The sequence below is a fragment of the Mycobacterium sp. TH-M116 genome (genome assembly GCF_057473685.1).
Genome location: NZ_JBYCLC010000218.1, coordinates 1 through 3,071, shown reverse-complemented (window position 1 = coordinate 3,071; position 3,071 = coordinate 1). Strand labels below are relative to the sequence as shown.

2 protein-coding genes are annotated in these 3,071 nt (G+C 70.9%); one reads left to right on the top strand and one right to left on the bottom strand.

All coding sequences use genetic code 11. The features are described from left to right. Positions 1-28 precede the first annotated feature (28 nt). On the bottom strand, positions 29-808 hold the full coding sequence (locus AC2VOK_RS11305) for a hypothetical protein (protein ID WP_428900551.1): 780 nt from the start codon (positions 806-808) through the stop codon (positions 29-31). A 127-nt stretch (positions 809-935) separates the two neighbouring features. Here AC2VOK_RS11305 and AC2VOK_RS11300 point away from each other — a divergent pair. After that, the coding region (locus AC2VOK_RS11300) for a GcvT family protein (RefSeq protein ID WP_428900550.1) at positions 936-3,071 on the top strand (2,136 nt) is incomplete at its 3' end.

Here is a 3,071-nt window from a genome sequence, read left to right as displayed (position 1 = left end):
GCCCGGCACGTGAACGCCGCACCCGCCGTCACCGGCGCCTGTCGCGCACCTTGTAGGTGGACGGCCACGATTTTCGCGACTCGTCTCCGGTCAGCGGCGTCCCCATCCCGCCGACCTTCACGCTGTACGCCTCCTTGCCGGGGCCGACTTCGCGGTTGGCGTGCTCCTGCGCCAGGTAGTACAGCTCGTCGATGGTGGCCTCGTCGTAGGCGACGAACGAGGTTTCCCGCTCGACGTCCTCGATCCCGGCCAGCAACCGCGCGGGCAGCACCCGCGACACCAGCGCGGCCAGCACCAGCAACGCGAACGGGACCACCCAGGAGCAGACGACCTGCAACGGGACCGCGTCGCGCACAGTGGCATCGTCGTACACGAGCGGCGGGATGGCCGACGACACGGTCATCCCGGCGAATGCGGCGACCCACGCCCAGGTGAGCAGTCCGGACATCCGGCCGAACAACTCAGTAGCGACGACGTCGGGCGGCTGCTCCGCAGCGACGACGTCCGCCACGAACGACCTGCCCAGGAACGCACCGCTCACGGTGACGAGCAGGATGCCGGCGTTGCCCAGCGGCAGCATCCACGCCAGGGCGAACGACTCGCCGAGAGCCAGGGCGAGAACCGTCAGGAGCCCGAAAGTCGCCACCGCACCGGCTTGCGGCACGCGTCCGGCCTTACCCGGGAATCCCCCGATCAGCAGCGCCGCGAGAGCGGTCACCAGGGCACACGACGCGGCGGCGGTCGCGGGGACGTTGCCGACCAGCGACCAGTAGACGATCCACGGCGCCAACCCGAACAGCATGCCCACGGGGGGTCAGTGTATGGCCGCCGGCCGGCGGCTTGACAGCACTCCAGCACGGCCTCATCATGTTGCGAATTACAGAACGTGTTTCGCATTACGCAACACAAGCAACAATCGCCGAGGGCAGGGGCGTATGGGACCGAAAGTTGTCATCGTGGGCGCCGGCATCGTCGGGACGTCGCTGGCCGACGAGCTCACCGAGCGGGGTCTCACCGAAGTCACCGTGGTCGACCGCGGCGGGTTGTTCGCCACCGGCGGATCCACGTCGCACGCCCCTGGCCTGGTTTTTCAGACCAACTCCTCGCGCACCATGAGCGCGTTCGCCCGCTACACCGTCGAGAAGTTCTCGGCGCTGCGTCACCCGGGCGGGCCGGTGTTCACCCGGCTCGGCGGGCTCGAGGTCGCCACCACAGCCGAGCGCTGGGCGGACCTGCACCGCAAGGCGGGCTGGGCGCAGGCCTGGGGGATACCGGGCCGCCTCCTGGGCGCCGCCGAGTGCGCCGCGCTACACCCGCTGCTGGACCGCGAGCAGATCCTGGGCGGCTTCCACACCCCGACGGACGGGCTCGCCGCGGCCCTGCGGGCGGCCGAGGCCCAGGCGCGGCGCGCGACCGAACGCGGCGCGGTTTTTGTGCCCGGCACCGAAGTGCTCGGGGTGGTGGATCGCAACGGCCGGGTCTGCGGCGTCCGCACCGCGCGCGGGCTCATCGACGCCGACATCGTGGTGTGCGCGGCCGGGTTCTGGGGGGCTCAGCTGGCCCACCAGGTCGGGCTGACCTTGCCGCTGGTGCCGATGGCCCACCAGTACGCCACGACCGGGCAGGTCGCCCCTCTGGTGGGCCGCAACACCGACGACCGCGACGCGGGCCTGCCGATCCTGCGCCACCAGGACGCCGATCTCTACTTCCGTGAGCACGTCGACCGGCTGGGCATCGGCTACTACGGGCACCCGCCGATGCCCCTGGGAACCGATGCCATGTCCACCCTGCTGGTCGACACCGCCGGCGAGCCGATGCCGTCGATGTTGCCGTTCACCGAGGAGGACTTCGCCCCGGCCTGGCGCGACTCCGTGCGGCTGCTGCCCGCGCTGGGCGACACCAAGGTTGAGGCGGGCTTCAACGGGATCTTCTCGTTCACCCCGGACGGCTTCTCGCTGCTCGGCGAGCACCGCGACCTCGGCGGGTTCTGGGTCGCCGAGGCGGTCTGGGTCACCCACTCGGCCGGGGTGGCCAAAGCCGTCGCCGAATGGATTGTGCACGGCGCCCCCTCGGTCGATGTGCACGAGAGCGACCTGTACCGGTTCGAGGAGTTCGCGCGCAGTCCGCGGTTCATCGAGCAGACCTGCACGCAGGCGTTCGCCGAGGTCTACGACATCGTGCACCCGCACCAGCACCGCAGCGCGCTGCGCGGCCTGCGCACCAGCCCCTTTCACGCCCGCCACATCGAGCTGGGCGCTTTCTTCTACGAGGGCGGCGGCTGGGAACGGCCCGCGTGGTTCGAGGCCAACGCCGGTCTGGTCGCGCAGGCTGCGGCCGCCGGCGTGCAGGTTCCCGACCGCGACGACTGGGCCGGCCGGTTCTGGTCGCCGATCGCCGTCGCCGAAGCGGCCTGGACCCGGCACCGCGTCGCGCTGTACGACATGACGCCGCTCACCCGTTACGAGGTGAGCGGCACGGGCGCCGCCGGCTTCCTGCAGCGGCTGTGCACCAACGACGTCGACAAGAGTGTCGGGTCGGTGACCTACACCCTGATGCTCGACGAAAGCGGCGGCATCCGCAGCGATCTGACCGTCGCTCGGCTGGCCGAGAACCGGTTCCAGGTGGGCGCCAACGGACCGCAGGACTTCGACTGGATGTCCCGGCATCTGCCCGACGACGGCAGCGTCACGCTGCGCGACGTCACCGGGGGCACCTGCGGCGTGGGCGTGTGGGGGCCGGCCGCGCGTGAGCTGATACAACCCCTGTGCCAAGACGACTTGTCGCACAGCGCTTTCCCGTACTTCCGCGCGTTGCAGACTTACCTGGGCGCCCTGCCGGTCACGATGCTGCGGGTGTCCTACGTCGGCGAACTGGGCTGGGAGGTCTACACCGAGGCCGGCTACGGCGCCGCACTGTGGGACCTGCTGTGGACCGCCGGCCGGGGCCACGGGGCCGTCGCCGCGGGCCGTCTGGCGTTCAACAGCCTGCGCATGGAGAAGGGCTACCGCGCGTGGGGCATCGACATGACCGCCGAGCACCGGCCCGACGAAGCGGGCCTGGGCTTCGCGGTG